The organism is Stenotrophomonas sp. YJH_SMC_32, assembly GCF_059369975.1.
Window position 1 is genome coordinate 50345 of record NZ_JCAFTE010000012.1, and the last position, 23387, is coordinate 73731.

At 67.7% G+C, this 23387-nt stretch carries 19 protein-coding genes; 10 read left to right on the plus strand and 9 right to left on the minus strand.

The features are described 5' to 3' along the window. Positions 1 to 46: 46 nt before the first annotated feature. On the plus strand, positions 47 to 583 hold the full coding sequence (locus AC5P7S_RS14085) for a hypothetical protein (RefSeq protein ID WP_095378901.1): 537 nt from the start codon (positions 47 to 49) through the stop codon (positions 581 to 583). Positions 584 to 897: 314 nt separating this feature from the next. Here the strand turns inward: AC5P7S_RS14085 and AC5P7S_RS14090 are convergent, their stop codons facing one another. The 6 genes from AC5P7S_RS14090 to AC5P7S_RS14115 all read right to left on the minus strand — a co-directional run bounded on the left by AC5P7S_RS14090 (position 898) and on the right by AC5P7S_RS14115 (position 6588). Beyond that, on the minus strand, positions 898 to 1296 hold the full coding sequence (locus tag AC5P7S_RS14090) for a hypothetical protein (RefSeq protein WP_095378904.1): 399 nt from the start codon (positions 1294 to 1296) through the stop codon (positions 898 to 900). Positions 1297 to 1390: 94 nt separating this feature from the next. Next, complete coding sequence (locus AC5P7S_RS14095; protein WP_095378907.1) at positions 1391 to 3430, minus strand: FUSC family protein; 2040 nt, start codon at positions 3428 to 3430, stop codon at positions 1391 to 1393. Between the two features lie 3 nt (positions 3431 to 3433). Beyond that, entirely contained in the window at positions 3434 to 4903 is a 1470-nt protein-coding gene (locus tag AC5P7S_RS14100) for an efflux transporter outer membrane subunit (RefSeq protein ID WP_095378910.1), read from the minus strand. Beyond that, positions 4900 to 5817, minus strand: coding sequence for an efflux RND transporter periplasmic adaptor subunit (locus AC5P7S_RS14105; RefSeq protein WP_065186602.1), 918 nt, complete (start codon positions 5815 to 5817; stop codon positions 4900 to 4902). Before AC5P7S_RS14105 ends, AC5P7S_RS14100 begins: the two co-directional genes overlap by 4 nt. Beyond that, the gene (locus AC5P7S_RS14110; protein ID WP_025875651.1) at positions 5814 to 6023 is read right to left on the minus strand and encodes a DUF1656 domain-containing protein; all 210 of its coding nucleotides are present in this window, start codon (positions 6021 to 6023) and stop codon (positions 5814 to 5816) included. The genes AC5P7S_RS14105 and AC5P7S_RS14110 overlap by 4 nt, the downstream gene beginning before the upstream one ends. Before the next feature lie 109 nt (positions 6024 to 6132). Continuing rightward, positions 6133 to 6588 carry a MarR family winged helix-turn-helix transcriptional regulator gene (locus tag AC5P7S_RS14115; protein ID WP_005421298.1) on the minus strand — a complete coding sequence of 152 codons (456 nt, stop codon included), beginning with the start codon at positions 6586 to 6588 and terminating at the stop codon, positions 6133 to 6135. A gap of 586 nt (positions 6589 to 7174) precedes the next feature. Between AC5P7S_RS14115 and folE the strand changes: the two genes are divergently transcribed. The 4 genes from folE (at position 7175) to AC5P7S_RS14135 (ending at position 13453) form a co-directional block, all read left to right on the plus strand. Continuing rightward, positions 7175 to 7786 (plus strand): GTP cyclohydrolase I FolE, encoded by a 612-nt coding sequence (folE, locus tag AC5P7S_RS14120; protein ID WP_004141296.1) that lies wholly within the window; start codon positions 7175 to 7177, stop codon positions 7784 to 7786. Positions 7787 to 7898: 112 nt separating this feature from the next. Further along, a complete protein-coding gene (locus AC5P7S_RS14125; RefSeq protein ID WP_053496749.1) occupies positions 7899 to 9368 on the plus strand; it encodes a DUF3375 domain-containing protein in 1470 nt (489 codons plus the stop codon). Then, positions 9355 to 10056, plus strand: a complete 702-nt coding sequence (locus AC5P7S_RS14130) for a DUF4194 domain-containing protein (protein WP_005421303.1) — start codon at positions 9355 to 9357, stop codon at positions 10054 to 10056. Before AC5P7S_RS14125 ends, AC5P7S_RS14130 begins: the two co-directional genes overlap by 14 nt. 16 nt (positions 10057 to 10072) lie before the next feature. Further along, entirely contained in the window at positions 10073 to 13453 is a 3381-nt protein-coding gene (locus AC5P7S_RS14135; RefSeq protein ID WP_005421304.1) for an ATP-binding protein, read from the plus strand. A 95-nt stretch (positions 13454 to 13548) separates the two neighbouring features. Here the strand turns inward: AC5P7S_RS14135 and AC5P7S_RS14140 are convergent, their stop codons facing one another. Continuing rightward, positions 13549 to 14328 carry a sulfite exporter TauE/SafE family protein gene (locus AC5P7S_RS14140; protein ID WP_053496761.1) on the minus strand — a complete coding sequence of 260 codons (780 nt, stop codon included), beginning with the start codon at positions 14326 to 14328 and terminating at the stop codon, positions 13549 to 13551. A gap of 102 nt (positions 14329 to 14430) precedes the next feature. Between AC5P7S_RS14140 and AC5P7S_RS14145 the strand changes: the two genes are divergently transcribed. Further along, the gene (locus tag AC5P7S_RS14145) at positions 14431 to 14823 is read left to right on the plus strand and encodes a YchJ family metal-binding protein (RefSeq protein ID WP_095379437.1); all 393 of its coding nucleotides are present in this window, start codon (positions 14431 to 14433) and stop codon (positions 14821 to 14823) included. A gap of 3 nt (positions 14824 to 14826) precedes the next feature. On the opposite strand, the gene AC5P7S_RS14150 is transcribed toward AC5P7S_RS14145, so the two are convergent. Continuing rightward, positions 14827 to 16107, minus strand: coding sequence for a GGDEF domain-containing protein (locus tag AC5P7S_RS14150; protein WP_053496752.1), 1281 nt, complete (start codon positions 16105 to 16107; stop codon positions 14827 to 14829). 166 nt (positions 16108 to 16273) lie between these two features. On the opposite strand from AC5P7S_RS14150, the gene egtB reads away from it, so the two are divergent. The 4 genes from egtB (at position 16274) to AC5P7S_RS14170 (ending at position 21586) form a co-directional block, all read left to right on the plus strand. Further along, positions 16274 to 17545 (plus strand): ergothioneine biosynthesis protein EgtB, encoded by a 1272-nt coding sequence (gene egtB, locus AC5P7S_RS14155; RefSeq protein ID WP_095379435.1) that lies wholly within the window; start codon positions 16274 to 16276, stop codon positions 17543 to 17545. Next, a complete protein-coding gene (gene egtD / locus AC5P7S_RS14160; RefSeq protein WP_095379433.1) occupies positions 17542 to 18516 on the plus strand; it encodes an L-histidine N(alpha)-methyltransferase in 975 nt (324 codons plus the stop codon). The genes egtB and egtD overlap by 4 nt, the downstream gene beginning before the upstream one ends. 83 nt (positions 18517 to 18599) lie before the next feature. Further along, positions 18600 to 20786 carry a lytic murein transglycosylase gene (locus AC5P7S_RS14165; protein ID WP_095379431.1) on the plus strand — a complete coding sequence of 729 codons (2187 nt, stop codon included), beginning with the start codon at positions 18600 to 18602 and terminating at the stop codon, positions 20784 to 20786. A gap of 26 nt (positions 20787 to 20812) precedes the next feature. Beyond that, a complete protein-coding gene (locus tag AC5P7S_RS14170) occupies positions 20813 to 21586 on the plus strand; it encodes a DUF2628 domain-containing protein (protein ID WP_005421320.1) in 774 nt (257 codons plus the stop codon). A 6-nt stretch (positions 21587 to 21592) separates the two neighbouring features. On the opposite strand, the gene AC5P7S_RS14175 is transcribed toward AC5P7S_RS14170, so the two are convergent. Continuing rightward, the gene (locus AC5P7S_RS14175) at positions 21593 to 22780 is read right to left on the minus strand and encodes a benzoate/H(+) symporter BenE family transporter (protein WP_095379428.1); all 1188 of its coding nucleotides are present in this window, start codon (positions 22778 to 22780) and stop codon (positions 21593 to 21595) included. Between the last annotated feature and the right edge of the window lie 607 nt (positions 22781 to 23387).

Genomic DNA, 23387 nt, shown 5'->3' on the forward strand with positions numbered 1-23387 from the left:
GCGCTACCTATCCTGCGTTGCTACCCCAAGACACAGGAACCGGCGCATGGCCCTTATCGCTCTGGATGACCCACGCTGGGCCGAACTGCAGCACGCCTACGGGGCTGCGGATGACATTCCGGAGCTGCTGGCCAATATAAGTATCCCGAAAAACGAAAGATCCGAAGACGATCCAATTGAGGACACCTGGCACGAGCTGTGGAGCAGCCTGTGCCATCAAGGGGACGTCTACAGCGCTTCGTTTGCGGCTGTGCCGCATATCGTGAACGCACTTCTGCTTCAGCCAAAGCCACTCACATTTGACTTCGTTGGATTGCCAATCAGCATCGAGATGGAGAGGCGGGAGGCGGGTATCGCGCTCCCTGATATCGCTGAACCCGAGTACTCCGAGGCGCTTCACCGGCTTGCGAAGTTCGCTGGTAGCGTCGTAATGGAGAAGCACGATTTCAGCACTAGTACGTGTCTGCTGACGGCGCTGGCACTGGAGCACGGAAATGCTGCGGCAGCGTGGGTGCTGGCGTTTGTGGTATCCGGTGAAAGAGACGAAATGGAAGAAGCGATGGAGCTTTTCCGGAATCGATGAAACCTCCAGTCACGTCCGGAATCGCTAGCCAATAGCAGTCGAGCATGGCTCGACTCTACAAAAGCGTACTTCGATCATTCCGACGTTCATCCACGCATGGCGTGGATCTACTGCAGACCGCAGGAAACTGTCGAAGGCGGGGTGGGTCCGGTTGAGGGGGTGTGAGCGGCATGGATGCCGCGACCACGCCCCCATGGATGGGTTTACGGCGTCCCCCTCAACCGGACCTACCCCGCCATCCCACGGAATGCCAGCCTTTGACGTTGCCGTTGAAGTTGATTCGGCAGGTGCAGGGCGCAGCGCTGCCGCCACACCTATTCCGCGATCAACACCAACCCATCCGGGAACACGATCGCCGCTTCATCCGCACTCACGTCGAAGAAGCCCACGCCGTGCTTCTCGGCCAGATCCTGCACCCGCCCGTGCGCGCGCTCGGCCACCGAGTAGGCGAACGCGCCGTAGATCACCTGTCGGCCGATGCTGTACTCGGTCACCTCGGCGCGGTCGTCATCGTCGTTGCTCAGTGGTCCGTTCAACGGCGGGAATTCCTGCGCCATCTCCGCAAACCACGCTTGCAGCGCCGGGCTGCTGACGGCCGGGTCGTCGTACTCGTGGCGCTCGTTCCACTGCGTCTGCTTCTCGAACCAGGCGATGAAGGCCGCCGCTTCGCGCGGGGCCGCGCTGGCCTCGAACACCATCATGTCGTAACTCATTGGAGCTTCCTGTGCAGAGCGGGGGTCAGAGCCTTCGCCCGGGGCGAAGGATCCGACCCCGGCAACGGGGTCTGTGGACGCACAGGGTAGCGCGCTACGGCTGCGTCGCCGTGTCCATGGCCAGGCCCGGCGCCAACGCCTTGGCCTCCGGGAACAGCGCGAAGCGCAGGCCGATCAGGCCCATCAGCGCCTCGTCGCGGGCCTTGCACGCCGCCACGCTGCCAACCCGGCCCAGCGAGGTATCCAGCCGCTCGCGCAGCACCTGGTCTGCAGCAATCGGCTTGCGCGCCGCGATCTGCCGCCGGTAGTGCCCAGCGATCTCTTCCAGGATGTGCTCGACGGCTTCGCGGCTGCGCTCGGGCAGTTCCAGCCGTGCACGACGCAGCTGCAGGATGTTCAGGCCGATGCGCGCCTCGTTGAGCATGTCCACCGAGGCAATGTCGCTGCCCTCCGGCGTCGCTGCCAGGCGCGGTGCGAGCAGGCCCAGCAGGTCGAGCATGCGTGCGGCAAAGCGCTGCCGATCCTGCTGGCCACGTCCTTCGGCGGCTTCGGCCAGCGTGGTCCAGCCCTGCCGCACCAGCCGGCGCGCGGTCCACTCGGCACCTACCGAACGGAACAGGCGGGTCATCACCACTGCAAAGCCAATGCCGATGAACATCGCGATCGACGAATTGAGGAAGGTCTGGATGTTGGCGCTGTAGGTGTTCTGCAGGCTCAGCAACGCAGCCAGATTGACTGTCAGCGGCAGCGCGAACAGCGCACTCTTGGGATGATGAAGCAGCAGTCCCAGCGGCAGGAAGGCCACCGCCAGCACAAGCGCCAGCAGGCCGAAGTCGTGCACGGCTGGGAACACGCCGAACAGGTACACGCCCGCCACCACCGAGGCGACCATCGCCCACACCAGGAACTGCACCATGCTGGGGGCCGGATCGTCCTGTGCGGCGAAAAATGCGGCCGTCACCGCCGCCATCATCGCGCCGTTGCCGCCGCCTTCCCAGCCCAGCGCGATCCACAGCACGCAGTAGCTCATCAGCGCTACGCCGGCACTGAGCGCGGAGAACAGCGCCATGCCGTAGTCGACGTGCTTGTCGGCGGCCACGCGTTCGGTGCGGATGCGGTAGTGCGCGCGATCCAACGGCGCCGTGCCCTGGTCGATCGCGTGCTGCAGGGTGCGGCAGTCCTGCCACAGGTCCACCAGTTCTTCCAGGCGCAGCAGCAGGCTGGCCAGCTGCAGGTGCTGCAGGTCGCGGTCCACCTGCGGCTTCAGCGCGCTGATGCGCGCGCGCAGCCGCGCGTACTCGCTGGCGTTGGTCGGGCCATCCAGCCACTCGCGGATGTCGTCGACCAGCGCCGGCAGCCCATCCGGCAGGGCCTGCCCATCGCTGCGCAGCGCGCTCAGGCGATCGGCGATCGACGACAACACCGGCAACAGCAACAGCATGCGCTCGCGCAGCCGCTCCATCGACACCGCAGACCCGGCATGGCGTGGATCGTCGCGGCGCAGGAACTCGATCAGTGCCTCGAACTGCACCAGGTCGGCAGCCAGCCGGTTGCGCGGCGCATGCGCGCGGCCACGCTCAAGGATCTGCCGGCACCACTGCGCAGCGTCCTCCATCCAGTTGCCGATCCGGGCGCGCAGCATCGGCCGCACCGAGGCCGGGAACAACAGCGAGGCGAACAGCACGGCCACCACCGTGCCGAGGATGATCTCCTCGCTGCGCGCCACCACGGTGTCGAAGATGGTCTCCGGCGAAGTTACCGCCGGGAAGCCGATGAAGGCGGTGGTGTAGCCGGCCAGCAGGAACGCGTAGCCGCGAGGGCCGCGATTGAGCAGGGCCATGAACAGGCAACCGGCCAGCCAGATCGACATCGCCGCACTCAGCACCAGCGGGGTTTCCACCAGCGCCGGCAGTACCAGCAGCGTGGCCAGCCCGGCCACCAGGGTGCCGACAATGCGGTACACGCCCTTGGCGCGGGTCGGGCCCAGCAGCGGCTGGCTGACGATGTACACCGTGCCCATCGCCCAGTATGGGCGCGACAGGTTGCCGGCCATGGCGATGTACAGCGCGGCCACCGCGGCCAGGTAGGTCTTGATCGAGAACAGCCAGGCCTGGCGATCGGTCAGCGCGTTCATGGCTTACTTCGCCGTGGCCTGTGCGGTGGACGGTGCAGCCGGGGCAACCGATGCCTGCCAGCCGCCACCCAGCACCAGGAACAGGTGGATCTGGTCGCGCGAGACCTGCGCTTCGGCGGCGGCCAGGGTGGCGTCGCTGCTGGCCAGGCTGCGGTCGGCATCCAGGCTGGACAGGTAGGGTGTGCGGCCGCCCTGGTAAAGCCGGCGGTTCTGGTCGGCGGCCAGCGCGGCCTGCTCCTGCGCCACGCGCAGCGATTGCAGGCGGCGCAGGTCCTGCGCATAGCGGTCCAGCGCGGTCTGGGTCTCGCGCAGTGCCTGCAGCACGGTGTGGTCGAACTCGGCCAGGGCCGCGTCGGCACCGGCTTCGGCGGCGTGGATGCGGGCATGCGTGCCCGAAGAGGGCAGTGTCCACGAGATCAGCGGGCCGATCGACCACTGCTGGGTCATCGGCGTGCCGAAGTCTTCCAGCAGGCCGGCGGCGCCCACTGAGGCACCCAGACGGATGTCCGGATACAGCTCGGCGGTGGCCACGCCAATCCGCGCGGTGGCCGAGGCCAGCTTGCGTTCGGCCTGGCGCACGTCCGGGCGGCGCTGCAGCAGCGCACGGCCATCACCGACCGGCAGCGGCTGCGCCAGGCCGGGCGCGTGCGCGCAGTCGATCACCCCGGCCGGCAGCTGGCCCGGGGTCTGGCCCAGCAGTGCGGCCAGCGAATAGGCCGCGGCCGAACGCTGCGCGCGCAGCGGCGGCAGTGCCGCCTCCAGCAGCGCCACCTGCGCATTGGCCCGGGCCAGTTCCGGCGGCGTGCCGCGGCCGGCGGCGATCAGGCGCTCGGTAACGGTGCGGCTGCGCTGCTGCAGCTGCAGCGAATGCTCGGCCACGTGCAGCTCGTGGTTGGCGTGGCAGATCTCCAGGTAGCTGTCGGCCACCTGCGCGACCACGCTGACCTGGGCCAGGTCACGTGCTGCGGCAACCGACTGTTCGTCGGCTCGCGCCGCTTCGGCGCCGCGCTTGAGCTTGCCGAACAGGTCGAACTGGTAGCTGACCGCGAACTTGCCATCGGCCAGGTTGATCACCGGCAGCTCGTGCTCCTGCAGGAACGATTCGGCCGACAACTGCGCGCGGCTGACGCCGGCCTCGGCCTCGTACTCGAAGCCGCCCGCGTCCAGCGCCTGTTCGTACACGGCGGCAGCGCGGCGCAGGTGCGCATCGGCGGCCTTCAGTTCCACGTTGTCACGCAGCGCCTGGGTGATCAGCCCGTCCAGCACCGGGTCGTTGTACAGCGACCACCAGCGGTCGGGCAGCGCCTGGTTGGCGGCAATCTGCGGGTTCTGCGTATCGATGAAGGCCGCATTGGCCTGCGGGCGCTTGAACGCCGAGCCTTCCGGCAGTGCATAGTCCGGGCCGACGGTTTTGCACGCGGCCAGGCTGGCCAGTGCGACGATCAGGCCGAGACGGGGCAGGGCGGCGTTCACAGGCCCGCCTGTGTCGGCGAAGTGCCGGCCTTGCCGTTGTGCGGATGGCGGCCGGTGTCCACGGTTACCGTGGCGGTGCGCCCGGCGATCAGTTCCACGCCCTTGGGCACTTCGTCGATGGCGATGCGCACCGGGATGCGCTGCGCCAGCCGCACCCAGTCGAAGGCCGGGGTCACGTTCGGCAGCAGGGTGCTGCCGTTGCTGCGGTAGCGGTCCTCGATACCGGCGGCGATGCTCTCGACATGGCCGTGCAGCGGTGCCGATTCGCCCATCAGGCGGATGTCCACGCGCTGCCCCGGCGCCACGCCGCGCAGCCGGGTCTCCTCGAAATAGCCATCGATGCGGAACGAGCCGGTATCCAGCAGCGCCAGCACCGGCTTGCCGGCCACCACGTAATCGCCCACGCGCATCGTGCGGTCACTGACCCGGCCATCGGCTGAGGCGCGCACCTCGGTGCGGCCGAGGTTGAGCTCGGCCAGGTCGACCGCAGCCTGTGCGGTGGCCAGCGCCGCCTGTGCGGCCTGCAGCTTGGCGCGGCGCACCTCGGCGTCCTCGGCGGCGACCAGGTCCTGCAGGCTGCGGTCGCGGCCGATCTCGCGGCGCAGCTGTGCCACCGAGGCCTGGCGCTCGGCCAGGCTGGCCTTGGCCTGCTCCAGCGCGATGCGGTAGCGGGCGCGATCGACGACGAAGAGCAGGTCGCCCTTCTTCACCGACTGGTTGTCGGCCACGTTCACCGTTTCCACCAGCCCGGACACGTCCGGCGCCACCTGCACCACGTCGGCGCCGACGTGGGCGTCGCGGGTCCAGGGTTCATCCATGTAGTAGACCCACAGCTGGCGCAGCACCAGCAGGGCGACGATCACGGCTGCGCTGGTGAGCAGCACCGGCAGGGTCTTCTTCACGATCTTGTTCACGATTGCATCCAACGCAGGAGGTGGAACAGCAGGCCAAGCACGATCCCGTACAGCGCCAGGTTGAACAGCGCCGGGTGCCATACATGGCGGTAGGCGCCGGCACGCTGCAGCAGCGCGTGCAGGCCGCTGTTGACCAGATAGGCCAACACCATCAACCCAAGCAGGGTCGGGACAAACACTCCGTGGAGACTGAATTCACCGGGCATCGGTAGGGGGCGGGGACGAGGTGGGGGAGGGGAGGGACAACGAAACAACAGCAACGGGCAAAAGCCGCTGGCGTGTGCACGGCAGCGGCGGTGTTCGGGGGCAGCGCTCTTACGTGATGCGGTCGGCGGCCTCGGCCAGCAGGCGCCATGCCTTCAGCACGGCGTGCAGTTCATCCATGGAAAGCTCGCCGAACACGTCCTGGCGCAGGCCGATCAATTGATCTTCCAGTTCGCTGACCAGCGCATGGCCCTCGTCGGTCAGCCACAACAGATTGGCGCGGCGGTCGCTGGCGTCGCTCTCGCGGCGGACCAGGCCACTGGCACACAGCTTGTCCAGCAGGCGTACCAGGGAAGGACCCTCCATGCCCAGCTGCTGGGCCAGCGCCACCTGGCGGATGCCACCGCCGGAGCGGCCGATCATCAGCAACGGCATGGTGCAGGCGGTGGAGATGCCATAGCTGCCGAGCCGGCTGTCGGCCAGGCGCTGCCACTGCCGCCCTGCATAAAGCAGGCCGGAGCTGAGCTGCATCTGCAGCACGGTGCGCTCGTCGAGGGGTCGGTCCATAAGAGATAGATAGGATACTACTAATTTCATTCCTATCAATATGTTTTTCTGAATGGGTGGGTGTGTTGAGGAAAGCGTTGCGCCTGCTGGCTATCGGTTGGGGTGGCGGAGGGCCGGACGGGGCAGGGCACGCTGCAAGTACGTCCATGTAAGCTCGATCGGCGCATCCATGCGCCTCACGGCCCTGTCCCGCCCGGCCCTCCGCCACCCACCCCACATCCCGCGAGCGCGGTGGGTTGGCTCTAAGGGCAAAAGCAGTGCGGACCAAGGTCCGCACCCACCAGGGCGGCACACCGCTTCCGAAGCCATGAACCCCCGCTTTTGACCCCGCTTTCGGGCGGTCCGGCCGCGCCCGCAGGAAACCGTCAGGGAGCGGGAAGGGCGGCAGGGCAGGACCGTGAGGCGCATGGATGCGCCGACCGAGCCCCCAGGGACGGGTTTACGGCGTGTCCTGCCCTGCCGCCCTTCCCGCTCCAAACCGGTAGCAGTCCGGCGCCGCGCGTCACCCCCGATGAACCGTCCCTACAGGACGACCCACCCCCCGGTCGGGTACGATGCTCGCCCCCCGTTCGGGACGCTGTACGCAATGAGCAAGAACAACGAAAAGGCCGCCCCGCAGGGCGACGTGACCCAGGACCAGGCCGAGGATGCCGTGCGCACCCTGCTGCGCTGGGCCGGTGAGGACCCGTCCCGCGAAGGCCTGCTGGATACCCCCCGCCGTGTCGCCGAAGCCTATGGCGACTGGTTCAGCGGTTACCGCGATGACCCGCGCGCCTACATGGAGCGCACCTTCGAGGAAGTGGCAGGCTATGACGAACTCATCGTCCTGCGCGACATCGAGTACGAAAGCCACTGCGAACACCACATGGCGCCGATCATCGGCCGCGTGCATGTCGGCTACCTGCCGGCCGGCAAGGTGGTGGGCATCAGCAAGCTGGCCCGCGTCGTCGAAGCCTACGCCCGCCGTTTCCAGGTGCAGGAGAAGATGACCGCGCAGATCGCCCAGTGCATCCAGGATGTGCTGCAGCCGATCGGTGTCGGCGTGGTGGTCGAAGGCGCCCACGAATGCATGACCACCCGTGGCATCCACAAGCGCGGCGTCAGCATGGTCACCTCCAAGATGCTGGGCAGCTTCCGCGACGACGCGCGTACCCGCGCCGAGTTCCTGCGCTTCATCGAAGTGGGCGGCAAGCGCTGAGCCGCTTGACCGCACTCCGCCGGCCTCTGCGGGCCGGCATGCCCACGGCTGCCCACGCGGCCGCCGCGGGCGGCTGCTCGTCCCCGCCAGCCCTCATGACTTCTTTCGCTGCATGAAGCACCGCGAACGCATCTCCCGTTACCGCCATCTGCGCGAACAGCCCCAGTGGAAGCTGCTCGCCGCCGACCACGCTCCGGAAATCATCGGCCTGCTGCAGGGGCTGTTGATGGACGGCGAGCGCACCCTGCCTTCGTCGGTGCTCAACGAGCGCCTGCAGCGTGCGCTGGATCAGCTCAATAGCGACGAACTGTCGCGCGAGCTGCCGCGTACCGCGCAGGCCTACATCGCGCACTGGCTGGCCCAGGGCTGGCTGGAACGCCGCCTGCCCGAGGGCGCCGACCAGGAGCAGTACGAGCTGTCGACCGCGGCGCTTCAGGCGATCCGCTTTGCCGACGGCCTCGAGCAGGCCCGTGTGGCCGCCACCGAGAGCCGGCTGGCGCTGGTCATCGAACAGCTCTCGCAGCTGGCCGCGCAGACCGAATCCGATCCGGACGCCCGACTGTCGGCGCTGCGCGACGAGCGCGACCGGATCGACGCCGAGATCGCCCGTGTCGGCGCCGGCCGTGTGATCGCGCTGGACGGCAAGCGCGCGCTGGAACGTGCGCGCCAGATCATCGGCCTGGCCGACGAGCTGACCGAGGACTTCCGCCGCGTGCGCGACGACTTCGAGCAGCTCAACCGCGAGTTCCGCGAACGCATCATCGACGACGAGGGCGAGCGCGGCGATGTGCTGTCGCAGCTGTTCGAAGGCGTGGACGTGATTGGCGAAAGTGATGCCGGGCGTAGCTTCCAGGCCTTCTGGCGCCTGCTCAACGACGCCGAGCAGAGCGCCCAGCTCGATGCCGCGCTGGAAGCGGTGCTGGCGCGTGGCTTCGCCCGCCGCCTGGACCGCAACGAACGCAACTTCCTGCGCGGCTTCACCAGCACCATGCTCGAGCGCGGTGGCCAGGTGCACGATGTGCTGCAGAACTTCGCGCGCAGCCTGCGCGGCTTCGTGCAGAGCCGTGGCTATCTGGAACAGCGTCGCCTCAACCAGCTGCTCAAGCAGGCGCAGTCCGAAGCGCTCGCTCTGCGCGACGAGTTCCCCGCACAACGCGGCATCGGCCGCGACCTGCAGCTGACCACCAGCCGCCTGCGCTCGTGGTCGCAATGGAAACTGCACGATCCGCGCAGCGCCCAGGTCGATGGCAACGTCGAATACAACGACGCAGCCGCGATCAGCCTGGAAAGCGTTGGCGATCTGGTCGCTTCGTCCGAAATCGACTTCCGTACCCTGCGCCGCGACCTGCACGATCTGCTCGATGCGCAGCCGCGGCTCAGCATCGCCCAGGCCCTTTCGCAGCGCGAAGCGCCGCAGGGTCTTGGCAGCGTCATCGGCTACCTGTCGCTGGGCACGCGCTTCGGCAACGTGATCGCCGGCGAGCAGGAGCTTGCGCAATGGCGTGGTGGCGACGGCCAGATCCGTCGCGCCCGCATCCCGCTGGTTTGGTTCACCCAGGAGAGACGCCATGAGCTGGCATGAAGATCCCATCGACGCACCGCAGGCCGACGTGGCGGAAGACGCCTACGAGGCCGAGCCGGTGGCGGCCGTGGCGCAGCCCCGCCGTGGCAACGACGTGTACTACCTCGGCGATACCGGGCGCCTGCCGCTGGATGCGCGCCGTGCGCTGTGCCAGCTGCTGATCGGCCCCAGCATCGACCAGCTGCGCCACGCCAAGCTGTGGCCGGCGCTGATCCGCAGCGAGGCGGCCATCCGCTCGTCGCTGGCCGACCTGTTCCTGGAACTGGTGCTCGACCGCGACAGTGGCGTGGCGTTCACCCGCCAGGCCGATACCGAAGACGTCGATGCGCCGGTGCTGCTGCGCACCTCGCCGCTGACCTTCATCGACTCGGTGCTGCTGCTGTACCTGCGCCAGCAGCTGGCCGAGGCCGATGCGCGCGGCAACCGCGCGGTGGTCGCCGACGCCGAGATGGCCGAAGCGCTGGCCATCTACGAAAAGAACCTGTCCACCGACCGCGCCGGCTTCAACCGTCGCGTCGCATCGGCGGTGCAGAAGATGAAGGACAACCACATCCTGACCCGCCTCAGCGGCCAGGAAGACCGCCACGAAGTCTCGCCGGCGCTGAAGCTGCTGTTCTCCGCCGAAGACGTGTCCCAGCTTTCGGCGGTCTACCGCCAGCTGCGTGAAACCCCGGCCGCCGAGGCCTGAGAGACCCGACCATCGCATGGCTATCTCCAAGCACACTCCCGCCCTGTTCAACGAAGGCCTGCCGGACCCGCGCCTGCAGCAGTTCCGCATGCGCCGCCTGCAGGTGCACAACTGGGGCACCTTCAACGGCCTGACCGAAGTACCGATCGCCGAACGCGGCTTCCTGTTCGTCGGCCGCTCCGGCTCGGGCAAGTCGACCCTGCTCGATGCCATGTCCGCGCTGCTGACGCCACCGGCCATCGTCGACTTCAACGCCGCTGCACGTGAAGCCGAGCGCAGTGGCCGCGACCGCAACCTGGTGTCCTACGTGCGCGGCGCGTGGGCCGACCAGCAGGACAGCGGCACCGGCGAAATCGCCACCCAGTACCTGCGCAAGGGCGCGACCTGGACCGCACTGGTGCTGGAATACCGCGCCGGCGATGGCCGCGTGGTCAGCCTGGTGCGCCTGCTGTGGATCTCCGGCAATGGCACCTCGGCCGGCGATGTGCGCAAGCACTACATGATCGCCGAGCGCCCGTTCGACATCGCCAAGGACCTCGGCGGTTTCGACCTGGACCTGCGCAAGCTGAAGCAGAAGCTGCCCGACCTGCACCACTTCGACACCTTCTCCGGCTACGCCGAGCGCTTCCGCGACCTGCTCGGCATCGACAACGAGATGGCGCTGCGCCTGCTGCACAAGACGCAGTCGGCGAAGAACCTGGGCGACCTCAACGTCTTCCTGCGCGACTTCATGCTCGACACGCCGAAGACCTTCGACGCCGCCGAGCGCCTGGTCAGCGACTTTGCCGAGCTTGATGGCGCGCACCAGGCGGTGGTCACCGCCCGCCGCCAGGTGGAAACCCTGTTGCCGGCCCGCGCCTACTACAACGACCTGAAGGAAATGCACCGCCGTCGTGGCGACGACGAAGCGCTGAAGCTGGGTGTCGACAGCTTCCGCGAGAGCCGGCGCCAGGCGCTGATCGAAGCGCGCCTGCGCGAGATGGACGTGCGTGACCGCGGCCTGCTTGGCGAAGAAGCCCAGCGCCGTGCCGCGCTCGACAACCACACCGAGCGCCTGGCCGAACTGGAGCTGCAGCGCCGCCAGCAGGGCGGTGAGCGCATCGAGGAACTGGAACGCGAGCAGGGTCGTGCCGAAGCTGAGCGCGATCGCCGTCAGGCCAAGCGCGAGCAGGCACGCCAGGCGGCGCAGCAGCTGGGGGCCGAACTGCCGGACGACGCCCATGGCTTCGCCGAACTGGTCGAGCGCGCACAGAACGAGCTGCAGGACCGCCAGCGTGCCTCCTCGGCACTGGACGACGCGATCAGTGACCGCCTGGGCGGCAAGCGCGATGACGAGCGCCGCTTCGGCGAGGTCCGTGCCGAACTCGAAGCGATGCAGCGCACGCCCTCCAACATCCCGGCGCCGATGCAGAAGCTGCGCGCGCGCCTGGCCGAGGAAACCGGCATCGCCGAGGCGGCACTGCCCTTCGTCGGCGAACTGATCCAGGTCCGCTCGGAAGAGCAGGGCTGGCAGGGTGCCATCGAGCGCGTGCTGGGTGGCTTCGCGCTGTCGCTGCTGGTCGACGACAAGCATTACAACGACGTCGCCGAATGGGTGAACCGTACCCACCTTGGCATGCGCTTCACCTATTACCGCGTGCGCCGCAACGATGATGCATTCGCCCGTGAGCCGTCGGCGAAGTCGCTGCTGCACAAGCTTGAACTGCGCGAGCATGTGTTCGAAAGCTGGCTGCGCCGCGAGCTGGGCAAGCGCTTCGACTACGAATGCGTGGATGCCAGGCAGCTGCGCAACGTCGACCGCGGCATCACCCGCGAAGGCCAGGTCAAGCATCCCGGCGACCGTTTCGAGAAGGACGACCGCAGTGCGGTGGGCGACCGCCGTCGCTGGATCCTCGGCTTCAACAACCACGACAAGGTGGGCGCCTTCGAGCGCGAAGCACAGGAGCTGGCCAAGCGCATCGCCAGCTGCGAGACCGACATCGCGCGCCTGCGCGGGCAGCGTGACCGCGACAACGAACGCCGCCTGGCCTGCCACGAGCTGGTCAGCATCAGCTGGAACGAGATCGACATCGCCGCTCCGCAGCAGCGCCTGAGCGATATCGAAGCCACCCTGCGCGACCTGCGCGAAGGCAACGCCGATCTCGCCAAGCTGGCCAAGCAGATCGACGCCGTGCGCGCCGACATCGAGCAGTCCCGCCGCACCTATGAAGACGTCCGCGTCGAGCGCGGCCAGCTGGTCAAGGAACGTGATCGCCTTGACCGCGCACGCCAGCAGAGCCGCGCACTGGTGCTGCCGAGCCTGGCCCAGGAGCAGGAAGCCGGCCTCGCCGAGCGCCTGCAGGAACAGGGGCCGCTCAGCCTGGAAACGCTCGAAGCGCACATGCGCCAGGTCAGCAACGCGCTGAACGAGCAGTTGTCGTCCTCGCAGCAGGACCTCAACCGCATCGAGAACCAGCTGATCGGCTGCTTCCGTCGCTTCATCCAGCAGTGGCCAGAGGAGTCGGGCGACTTCACCGTGTCGGTGGCCTCGGCCGAGGACTTCCTCGCACGCCTCGAACGGCTGGAACGCGACGGCCTGCCACAGCACGAAGAGCGCTTCTTCGACCTGCTGCAGAACCAGAGCAAGAACAACCTGCTGGCCCTGCAGCGCCACAGCGCAGAGGCCCGCAAGTCGATCGGCCAGCGCCTGGACGAGGTGAACGCCAGCCTGGAGCAGGTGCCGTTCAACCGTGGCACGCTGCTGACCATCGAACTGAGCGACCGCCGCCTGCCGGAGGTCGCTGAGTTCCACCTGCAGCTGCGCGAGGTGCTGTCGCAGCAGCAGACCGAGCAGCGCGAGCTGGCCGAGTCGCAGTTCACCGTGCTGCGCCAGCTGGTCAACCGCCTCGGCTCGCAGGAAGGCGAGGACAAGCGCTGGCGCGAGCTGGTGCTGGACGTGCGCATGCACGTGGAGTTCATCGGCGTCGAGCTGGATGCGGAAACGCGCCAGCAGGTCGAGATCTACCGCAGCGGCGCCGGCAAGTCCGGTGGCCAGCGCCAGAAGCTGGCCACTACCTGCCTGGCGGCTGCGCTGCGCTACCAGCTCGGCGGCGCCGACAGCCAGCTGCCCAGCTACGCCGCGGTCGTGCTCGACGAGGCCTTCGACAAGGCCGACAACGAGTTCACCGCACTGGCAATGAACATCTTCGACAACTTCGGCTTCCAGATGGTGGTTGCCACCCCGCTGAAGTCGGTGATGACGCTGGAACCGTTCATCGGCGGCGCCTGCTTCGTCGAAATCAGCGGCCGCCACGACTCCGGCGTGCTGTTGATCGAGTACGACGAGGAAGGCAAGCGCCTGAAGCTGCCCGAGCGCAGCCGCCAGCAGGCCAACGAACCGGAAGAAGCCGAGGCCTGACCCGGCCGATTGAATGGGATGCCGGCCAGCGGCCGGCACTACCGGTGGGCGGGTTCATGACCCGGTAGTGCCGGCCGCTGGCCGGCAACGCTCATTCACGAACCGCGGAACGTATCCCACGCCATCCGCGCGATCAGCACCACCACCAGCCCCACGAACAGCTTGCGGATGAACGGCGTGCCGCCCTTCAGCGCCAGGCGCGTGCCCACCACCGAGCCGATGATGTTGGCTGTGGCCATCGGCAGCGCAAACAACCACAGGATGTTGCCGGTCGGCACGAAGAACGAGATCGCCGCCACGTTGGTCGCCAGGTTCACCACCTTCGACGCCGCCGAGGCGCGCAGGAAATCCAGGCCGAAGAAGCGCACGAACAGGAAGATCAGGAAGCTGCCGGTGCCCGGCCCGAAGAAGCCGTCGTAGAAGCCGATCGCCGCACCGATCGCCAGCGCGATCACCAGTTCACGGCGGCCGATCTCCTGGGGCCGGTGCAACGCGCCGAAGTCCTTCTTCCACAGCGTGTAGGCCAGCATCGCGATCAGCAGCACCAGCACCAGTGGGCGCACCGCGTCCTTGGGCAGCAGGCTTACCGCAGTGGCCCCGGCGAAGGAGAAGATGAAGGCCGTGCCGGCCGCGAACAGTACCGGTTTCCACGGGAAGCGCACATTGCGCGCATAGCGCCACGCAGCCGCACCGGTACCGAACATCGAACTGAACTTGTTGGTACCAAACAGCATCGCCGGCGTCTGCTGCGGCAGCACCGTGAACAGGCCGGGCAGCTGCACCAGGCCACCGCCACCCACGGCGGCATCCACAAGACCGGCGATGAAGGCGATCACCACCAGCCACCACAACTCAGGGGGAACCAGATCCAGCACGGCGATCAATCAAGGTGGGGGCGCGACAGCATACGCCTGTCCTGCTCCAGGTGACTCCCGCCGCGCGTGGATCAATCCCCGCAACCCGGCGACAATGCCGGCATGAGCCGAAAACCCGCCGATCCCTGCCCCTGTGGCCTTCCCGCCGACTATGCCGCCTGCTGTGGTCGTTTTCATGCCGGTGAAGCCGCGCCCGATGCCGAGCACCTGATGCGTTCGCGCTACAGCGCGTATGTGCGGGGCCTGGCCGGCTACCTGCGCCACACCTGGCACCCGGACACGCGTCCGGCCGAGTTGTCGCTGGGCGATGCGCCAGGCCAGCGCACCCATTGGCTGGGCCTGACCGTGCACGACCACGCGGTCACCGGCGCAGACAGTGCTGAAGTGCGCTTCACCGCGCGCTACCGCATCGGCGGCGGCAGCGCGGTGAGAATGACCGAGCACAGCCGATTCCGGCGCATCGACGGCCGCTGGTATTACCTCGACGCGGTCTGAGCCCTACGCACTGGATGCAGCCAGCAGGCGCTGGCCGCCGTGCGCGCGGACCTGGTTGCGACCTCCGTCCTTGGCCATGTACAGCGCCTGGTCGGCGGCCTTGAGCACTGCCGTCGGTCGCGGATCCACGCGGCTGTCGGCCAGCCCGATACTGACCGTCACCTGCACCACCTGGCCGGTGCCGCCGCGTCCGCGCTGCTGACGGCCAGCTTCGTCGTCACGGCTGCGGGTGCTGCGGTCGCGCAGTTGCATGCGGGTGTCCTCGATGCTCTGCCGCAGTGCTTCGACGGCCTCGATGCAGGCCGCCGCTGGGCGGTCCAGGAACACCACCGCGAATTCCTCGCCGCCATAGCGGAACGCTCGGCCACCGTCGCCGACACGCGCCAGCCGCGACCCCACCAGGCGCAGCACGTCGTCGCCGGTATCGTGGCCGTGGGTGTCGTTGAACGACTTGAAGTGGTCCACGTCCACCATCGCGATGCTGTAGGTGCCGCGCGCCCGCTGCAGGGTCTCGTTGAACGCCCGTCGCCCGGGCAGGCCGGTCAGCTCATCGCGGAAGGCCATGTGGAAGGATTCCTGCAGCATCGCGCCCAGCATCAGCAGCAGGGCGGCGCTGCTCAGCGCCGGCAGCAGTACCGGCTGCAGGAAGATCCGCGGCAACATCCACCACAGGCACAGCAGGGCCAGCAGCATCGCCGTGTGCAGTGGCCGCGGATGCCGCCACGCCTGCCAGCCCAGCGCTGCGCTCGCCAGCAGGAACAGCAGCGCCGGCAGCTGCGCCAGCGCATTCCAGTCGGCGGGAATCCAGGCCCAGTGACGGCTCGACAGCAGATCGTGCATGCCCTGCGGCTGTTGTGCCGCAAGCAGCAGGAAGATCACCAGGGCCGCGCCGCAGACCACGCTGCGCAGCAGCAGGTCCTGGCGTCGGCGTCCGCGTTCCGGCCACACTGCCAGCCCGGCAAACAGCAGCGGCACCCAGGCCGAGATTGCGTGGAAGCGCAACGGAGTCAAGGCGTCGACATGGCCGCTGCGCAGGTAGCCCCCGACGTCCCGGTGCAGCAGGGCGAACACCACCGCCACGACCAGCAGCAGGCACAACGTGCGTATCTGGTGGTAGAGCAGGGCCAGGCCCGCGCCGAGGCAGGCCAGCAGCCAGGGCAGGATGCGTTGGGCGGGGCTGGCCACATCCTCGGTGCCCAGTGCCATCCACAGCACCAGGACGACCAGCACGGCGGGCAGCACGAACAGGTAATGCGCAGGCTGGCGGAGTGGATGCAGGGGCACGCAGGAAGTCCAGTGCGGTGACGATGCGGCCGCAACACTGCCGTTAGCGGCGTCCTCACCCGCTTCTTGAACACGCGCTTCTTGAAAAGGTACGCCCGCAACCATGTGAATGGGGCAGTGTGCCGCCATGACGTCGCACTCACCGCACTGCGCCGATGCTGTAGGCATGGACAGCGTACCCACCGCCGTCGCTGCCCCGCAGCACGACCTCGCCCACCACTTCGCACGTGTTCGTGCCCGCAGCCTGCAGTTGGCCGCACCGCTCAGTGCAGAGGACGCCATGCTGCAGAGCATGGCCGACGCCAGTCCCAGCAAGTGGCACCTGGCCCACACCACCTGGTTCTTCGAACGCTTCGTGCTGGCAGGATTCGCCAGTGCGCCGGCGCGTGATCCAGCCTGGGACTATCTTTTCAACAGCTACTACAAAAGCATCGGTCCGGCGCACGCGCGGCCGCAACGCGGTCTGTTGTCGCGGCCCTCGCTGCAGCAGGTGCACGACTACCGCCAGCAGGTCGATGCACAGGTGCAATCGCGACTGGCGGCAGGCGACCTTGATGAGCAGGCGCTGCAGCACCTGCAGTTGGGCCTGCAGCACGAACAGCAGCACCAGGAACTGCTGTTGACCGACATCAAGCATGCGTTCTGGTGCAATCCGTTGCAGCCAGCCTACCGTGATGACCTGCAGCCTGCCACCAGCGCTGCCAGTGCGCAGGGCTGGATCGAATCACCCGAACGCATCATTACCATTGGCGCCGCAGCCTGGCCGCAGCACACCGCCTTCGCCTACGACAACGAATCGCCGCCGCACCGCGTGCTGCTGGCTGCACACGCACTGGCAGAGCGTCCCGTCAGCAATGGCGAGTACCTCGCCTTCATCGAGGCTGGCGGCTACCGCGAGCCGCGCTGGTGGCTCAGCGAAGGCTGGGCGTTGCGCGAAGCCGAGGGCTGGCAGCACCCGCTGTACTGGGACGATGCCCTGCAGCGCGAGTACACCCTCGGCGGTTGGCGAGAACTGGACCCGCATGCGCCGGTCTGCCATCTCAGCTATTACGAGGCCGATGCCTGCGCCCGCTGGGCTGGTGCGCGCCTGCCCAGCGAGTTCGAGTGGGAAGCCGCCGCTGCGTCGCAGCCCCTGCGTGGCCATTTTGCCGACGACGATCAGCTGCACCCTCGGGCGGGGCAGGGCAGTGGGCTGCGGCAGCTGTTCGGCGATGTATGGGAATGGACCCACAGCGCGTATGGCGCCTATCCGGGCTTTCGCCCTTTCGCCGGCAACCTCGGTGAATACAACGGCAAGTTCATGTGCGGGCAATGGGTGCTGCGCGGTGGCAGCTGCGCCACGCCGCGTGGCCACGTGCGTGCCAGCTACCGCAACTTCTTCATGCCCCCGGCGCGTTGGCAGTTCTCCGGGCTGCGCCTGGCCAGGGATCTCGCATGAGTACGGTGCAGGACGCGCTGCAGGCGCTGACCGATCTCACTCCCGGCCGCCAGCAGATCCTTGCCGACGTGGTGGCCGGGTTGTTGCGCACGCCCCGCCAGCTGCCGTCCAAGTACTTCTACGATGCACGCGGCTCGCACCTGTTCGAGCAGATCACGCATACTCCCGAGTACTACCCCACGCGTACCGAGCTGGCCCTGCTTTCACGGGTACTGCCGGACATCGCCCGAAGCGTCGGGCCGCACCTGCACGTGGTGGAGCTGGGCAGCGGCAGTGGCCGCAAGACCGCGTTGCTGCTGGCCGCCCTGCACGACCCGGTGGCCTACACGCCGATTGAAATCTCGCGTGCCGCGCTGCTGTCCAGCATCGACCATCTGGCCCCGGCGCTGCCCGAGGTGGAGATGCTGCCGGTCTGTGCCGACTTTACCCGTCCCGTCGCCGTACCCATGCCCGAACGCGAACCCGCGCGACGGCTGCTGTTCTTCCCGGGTTCCACGCTGGGCAACTTTGAAGGCGAGGACGCGGTCGCGCTGCTGCGCGCGATGCGCCAGACCATGGGGCGTGATGGCCTGGCCCTGGTCGGCATCGACCTGCACAAGGACCCGGCGTTGATCGAGGCGGCCTACAACGATGCGCAGGGCGTCACCGCCGCATTCACCCTCAACCTGCTGGCCCGCCTGAACCGCGAAATCGGCAGCGACTTCGATCTCGATGGCTTCCGTCATCGTGCACGCTACAGCTCTGCGCGGTTGCGCATCGAGACCGATCTGGTCAGCCAGCGGGCACAGGACGTCCACCTCGATGGCCGCATTTTCCACTTCGCCGCCGGTGAACCCATCCGCGTCGAGTACAGCCACAAGTACACCGATGACAGCTTCGACGCGCTGTTGCGGCAGGCGGGCCTGCAGGTGGCGCAGCGATGGGATGCCGAAAGCCCCGCCTATGGCCTGCGCTTGCTGCGCCGCGCCTGAGGTGGTGGCCAGCCGGTGCCCCTTCAGGTTCGGCGGCATCGCTACCCCTAAGATGGCCGTGCAACGGCAACACGGAGGACGCCATGCCTGTTCTGACCACGCTCGGCCTGGCGGCCGCCCTTGCGTCGACCCCGACGCTGCCTGCGGCTTCCGCCGCCAGCACCGATCCGGCGTTCAACCGCTGCTTGGCGGGCCTGCAGGCCACCGCCGCGACCCAGGGCATCGGCGCTGACCGCTTCAACGAGATCACCGCCGGGCTCACCCCGGACCCCAGCGTGCTCGGCCTGCTCGATGCACAGCCCGAATTCACCACGCCGATCTGGGACTATCTGGCCGCGCTGGTTGATCGCCAGCGTGTGGCTGATGGTCGCGCCCTGCTGCAGCAGCACCGCGACCTGCTCGATCGCGTGTCGGCCCAGTATGGCGTCGATCCGGCCACCATCGTCGCGGTCTGGGGCGTGGAGAGCGACTACGGCCGCGTGTTCGGCAAGCGCCCGCTGCTGCAGTCATTGGCCACGCTGTCGTGCGCCGGCCGCCGCCAACCTTTCTTCCGCGGTGAGCTGCTGGCGCTGCTCAAGCTGATCGACCGCGGCGACCTGCAGGCACAGGGGCTCACCGGCTCCTGGGCCGGTGCCTTCGGGCACACCCAGTTCATGCCCAGCACCTATGCACGCATCGCCGTGGATGGTGATGGCGATGGCCGCCGCGATCTGGTCGGCAGCATTCCCGATGCACTGGCCTCCACCGCCAACTACCTCAAGCGTGCCGGTTGGCGCAGTGGTGAACCATGGGGCATGGAGGTGCGTGTGCCCGCCGGCTTCAACGCCAGCCAGGCCGGCCGCACCCAGCGTCGCGCCCTGGCCGATTGGCGCGCGCAGGGCGTGACCGCGCTGGATGGCAGCGCGTTGGCTCCGGCCAACCTGCCGGCGGATGCGCGCGCCGCCCTGCTGCTGCCGGCCGGCAACAAGGGCCCGGCGCTGCTGGTGTTCCGCAACTACGACGCGATCTACAGCTACAACGCTGCCGAAAGCTATGCGCTGGCGATCGCGACGCTGGCCGACGAGTTGCGGGGCGGCAACGGGTTGGCTACCGCCTGGCCGACCGACGATCCAGGCCTGGGCCGCGATGAGCGCCGCCAGCTGCAGACCCTGCTGCTGGCCCGCGGCCACGACATCGGTGCTGCCGACGGCATGATCGGTACCGCCACGCGCCGCGCGATCCAGGCCGAGCAGCAGCGCCTGGGCTGGGCCAACGCAGATGGGCGCGCGGGACAGCGTATCCTTCGCACTCTGCAGAACACGCCGCGCACTGCGCCGGTGCCCACGCGTTTCATGCTTCCCAGCAACTACAGTGCCGTGCAATCGCCGGCCATACGGAGTCGATCCCACGTGCAGCAGATCCAGGGTGTACGCAGCGGGCAGTACCAAGGGCTCGATGCCTGGCTGGTGGAAACCGCCGACGCCAGCGCGGCCGTCAGTGTGTTTGGCGGCCAGCTGCTTTCCTTCGTGCCCAAGGGCCAGCCGGATCTGATGTGGCTGTCCCCCCGGCGCGCCGAACTGCCCACGCCGATCCGCGGAGGCAGCCCCGTCTGCTGGCCGTACTTCGGCCGCCAGGGCCAGGGCAACGACGTGCCCGCCCACGGTTTCGTGCGTACCGTGCCGTGGGAACTGCAACAGGCCCGTCGCCTGGACGACGGCAGCATCGAGCTCACGCTGGCACCCCCGGTGCTGCAGAGCCTGGACCTGCGGCTGCGGATGACTGTGCGCGTAGGCCGCCAGTTGACCCAGCGACTGATCACCGAGAACGTCGGCAGTTCCCATGCCAGCATCACCCAGGCGCTGCACAACTATTTCCGCGTGGGTGATGCCAGCGCGGTGGAGGTGGACGGCGTGGACGGGCTGGACTATCTGGACAAGTTCGAGAACTATGCGACGCCGCGTCGGCAGCAGGGCGCCTGGACGTTGCGCGATCCCCGTGATCCCGGGCGCAGCGATCGCATCTACACGCAGGCCAAGGGTCACTATGTCCTGCGCGATCCGGTGCTGAAACGCCGCATCGACATCCGTACGGAAGGAAGTCGCTCGCTGGTGGCGTGGAATCCCGGTGCCGAGGCTGCAGCGAAGATGGCAGATGTGGGTGAGGGCTGGCGCGACTACGTCTGCCTGGAAGCGGCCAACGCCGGGCCCGACGTGGTGACCCTGCCGCCGGGTGGCAGCCACGTGCTGTCTCAGACATTGTCAGCGGCACCGTGGACACCGGTCACCCGGTAACGAATCAACGCAGCAAGGACGTTTTCATGCAGGAAGCACAGTGGTGGTACGCCAACAGCAGGCAGAGCGAAGGACCGGTGGACCTGGCCGCCCTGCGTCGCCTGCAGCAGGACGGCACGGTGACGGCACGCACGCTGCTGTGGCGCGAAGGCATGCCCTCGTGGCGCCCCTTGGCGGAGCTGGAACAGGATTCAACGCCCATCGAGATGGCGCCGGCTCCGGATATCGACACAGCCCCACCGGTTGAGGTCGTTGCGCCAAGTGTCGGCGATCCGTCCGATCCGTATCGAGTGCCCGCCGCTGCACCGGATACCGCTGCCGCCGCGGGGCTGGAGGGCGAGATGGCCTTGTACGCCAGCGTGGTCGGCGGCAACTTCCCGATCTATCGCCAGCGCTGGCGGCTGGATCAGGGCATTGCCACGGCCAGTGGCACTTGGCACTGGCCGGCCTTCCTGCTCGGCCCGATCTGGATGATGTACCGCAGGATGTACCGCCTGGCGGCAATGTGGGTCGGCCTGCTACTGCTGATCAGCGTGGTGGAAACCTTGCTGGATGTGCCCGAAGGCGTGTCGCTGGTCATCACCATCGCGCTCAGCGTCACCACCGGCACCTTTGGCAACACCTGGTACCTGGCACACTGCCAGCGCCTGATCGCCCAGGCCCGTGCCGTCAGCGGCGGCGATGACGCACGGCTGCGCAGCGAACTGACCGCACGCGGCGGCACCAGCGTGGTCGCCACACTCGTCGCCATCGTCATCTCGGTAGTGTTGAGCACCGTCGGCGCCGCAGTGGCGGGGTAGGGCAGGTCAGCGGCCCTGATGGGGCCGCAGCACCAGCAGGCACAGCGCACCGGCCACCAGCCCCCAGAACGCCGAGCCGATCCCGGCCAGGGAGACCCCCGAGGCGGTGACCAGGAAGGTGACGAGTGCCGCCTCGCGGTCGCGCTCCACCGCCAGGGCGCTGGCCAGGCTGTTGGCGATGGTGCCGAACAGGGCAATACCGGCCACGCAGGCCACCAGCTCTCTGGGGAAGGCCGCGAACAGTGCGGCCACGGTGGCGCCGAACAGTCCGATGACGATGTAGAAGGCACCTGCCGCCATGGCGGCGGTATAGCGCCGTGCCGGGTCCTCATGTGCATCACGGCCCATGCAGATCGCGGCGGTGATTGCCGCCAGGTTCAGCGCGTACGCACCGAACGGCGCCAGTAGTGTATTGACCACACCGATCCAGCCGATCAGCGGCGACACCGGGGCGTCGTAGCCGGATGCCCGCATCACCGCCACGCCGGGAATGTTCTGCGAGGCCATGGTGACCACGAACAGGGGCAGGGCGATGCCGGCCACGGCGGTCCACGACAGGGAGGGCGTCACCCACTGCGGGATCGCCATCTGCAGATGCACCTGCTGGGCGTGCAGCAGGCCACGGCTCGCGGCGACGGCGATGCCGACCAGCAACGTGGCGATCACCGCATAGCGCGGGAACAGCGTGCGCCCGGCCAGCCAGGTGGCGAACATCGCCAGTGCCAGCACCAGCTGGGTGTTCATGGCCACGAACACATCCAGCCCGAAGCGCAGCAGGACACCGGCCAGCATGCCGGCGGCCAGCGCCATCGGCACCCGTTGCATCAGTCGGGCGAAGATGCCCGAGAAGCCCGCCAGCAAGCCGAGTACGGCGGCCAGCAGGAATGCGCCCGTGGCCTCGGCGAGCGACGCGCCGCCGGCACCCACCACCAGCATCGCCGCGCCCGGGGTCGACCACGCCGTCACCACCGGCACGCGATAGCGCAGTGACAGACCAATGCAGGTCACGCCCATGCCCAGCCCCAGCGCCCACATCCAGGAGGCGATCTGCGCCTGGTTGGCACCGACGGCCTGTGCCGCCTGGAACACGATCACGGCTGAGCTGGCGAAGCCGACCAGCACCGTAATGAAGCCAGCGACGATGGCCGGCATCGAAAGATCGCGCCACCACGCGCGCCGCACCTGCATGCTCATTGCGCTGTCTCCACTGTGCATCCCTGCATTGTGCATCCTTGCATTGATAGGGGTTGCGGCGTTGCCCGCGCAACGCGCGGGCAACGCCGCCGTGATCTTCGAGCGTACGTCATGCGTGATGTCGCGATGCTTCTGTCATCACCGTGCAAAAAAAAGCCTTGACGAAATCGGCAGGATCTCTAGAATTCGCCCCCTTGCTGCAGCGCATCGCTTCTCCGGAAACGACACGCGAACAGCGACGCCACCACCGACGAACGCGTTGATCGAACGAAGGTGTTGACGGACTCGAAAAGTCCGGCATAATAGGCGGCTCGCAACGACGAAAGGCCCTCGGGCCCAACGACGAAGCAGCATCGGCAACAACGTCCACTCCGGTGAGACGGCCTTGAAAAAAGGTGTTGACGAAGCAGAAAAGCCGGCTATAATGGGCGGCTCGCTACGAAGGAAACTTCGCGGCACACGGGAACGGCGCTGAGGCCACTTCCCCGGATCTTTGAAAGTATGCGCAGGTATCTTGTGAAGGCGCCTGCAGGAAGGATGATTGTCCATCTTGCAGACGTTTGATCAAGCAACTATTAATTGTTTTAAAGCAAGCGATACGTTGCCA

What these genes read in the sequence shown, in the direction of transcription:
- AC5P7S_RS14115 (WP_005421298.1), bottom strand. Translation starts at nt 6,588, where the DNA reads ATGGACCGACCCCTCGACGAGCGCACCGTGCTGCAGATGCAGCTCAGC.
- AC5P7S_RS14085 (WP_095378901.1), top strand. Translation starts at nt 47, where the DNA reads ATGGCCCTTATCGCTCTGGATGACCCACGCTGGGCCGAACTGCAGCAC.
- folE (WP_004141296.1), top strand. Translation starts at nt 7,175, where the DNA reads ATGAGCAAGAACAACGAAAAGGCCGCCCCGCAGGGCGACGTGACCCAG.
- AC5P7S_RS14135 (WP_005421304.1), top strand. Translation starts at nt 10,073, where the DNA reads ATGGCTATCTCCAAGCACACTCCCGCCCTGTTCAACGAAGGCCTGCCG.
- AC5P7S_RS14165 (WP_095379431.1), top strand. Translation starts at nt 18,600, where the DNA reads ATGCCTGTTCTGACCACGCTCGGCCTGGCGGCCGCCCTTGCGTCGACC.
- AC5P7S_RS14090 (WP_095378904.1), bottom strand. Translation starts at nt 1,296, where the DNA reads ATGAGTTACGACATGATGGTGTTCGAGGCCAGCGCGGCCCCGCGCGAA.
- egtB (WP_095379435.1), top strand. Translation starts at nt 16,274, where the DNA reads ATGGACAGCGTACCCACCGCCGTCGCTGCCCCGCAGCACGACCTCGCC.
- egtD (WP_095379433.1), top strand. Translation starts at nt 17,542, where the DNA reads ATGAGTACGGTGCAGGACGCGCTGCAGGCGCTGACCGATCTCACTCCC.
- AC5P7S_RS14095 (WP_095378907.1), bottom strand. Translation starts at nt 3,430, where the DNA reads ATGAACGCGCTGACCGATCGCCAGGCCTGGCTGTTCTCGATCAAGACC.
- AC5P7S_RS14110 (WP_025875651.1), bottom strand. Translation starts at nt 6,023, where the DNA reads ATGCCCGGTGAATTCAGTCTCCACGGAGTGTTTGTCCCGACCCTGCTT.
- AC5P7S_RS14125 (WP_053496749.1), top strand. Translation starts at nt 7,899, where the DNA reads ATGAAGCACCGCGAACGCATCTCCCGTTACCGCCATCTGCGCGAACAG.
- AC5P7S_RS14145 (WP_095379437.1), top strand. Translation starts at nt 14,431, where the DNA reads ATGAGCCGAAAACCCGCCGATCCCTGCCCCTGTGGCCTTCCCGCCGAC.
- AC5P7S_RS14130 (WP_005421303.1), top strand. Translation starts at nt 9,355, where the DNA reads ATGAGCTGGCATGAAGATCCCATCGACGCACCGCAGGCCGACGTGGCG.
- AC5P7S_RS14170 (WP_005421320.1), top strand. Translation starts at nt 20,813, where the DNA reads ATGCAGGAAGCACAGTGGTGGTACGCCAACAGCAGGCAGAGCGAAGGA.
- AC5P7S_RS14175 (WP_095379428.1), bottom strand. Translation starts at nt 22,780, where the DNA reads ATGAGCATGCAGGTGCGGCGCGCGTGGTGGCGCGATCTTTCGATGCCG.